The organism is Dellaglioa sp. CoH-55-MRSF-7, assembly GCF_056782235.1.
Genome location: NZ_JBXAYI010000139.1, coordinates 1 through 287 on the forward strand (window position 1 = coordinate 1; position 287 = coordinate 287).

General features: G+C 51.9%; 1 protein-coding gene. It reads left to right on the forward strand.

From position 1 onward, the window contains the following. Nucleotides 1-287 (forward strand): hypothetical protein (locus AC1RPU_RS08170; protein WP_481769673.1); only part of this gene is annotated, 287 nt, incomplete at both ends.

The window sequence follows — 287 nt, forward strand, 5'->3', positions numbered from 1 at the left end:
GAGAAGAGTCTTCCGCACGATAACGATGAGATCAACAGCCGAGTTATTCAGTACTCTGAAGAATTGCCTACTGAACTCGGTGACAGAATACACGTACTACGCGAATATTTGCTACGTGAGTGGGCACCTACGGCGTTGAGTGCTAACGCGGCCACCGCTCAATTCATTGACGTGGCACAACGAACTCTTGGCACTGCCATTGACCCGGCACCCCTCGTCAAGTTCGAACGCATGATCGATCGCGCGCTCACGATAAAGATGGCGGACTTTGTGGCGAAATATGCAGG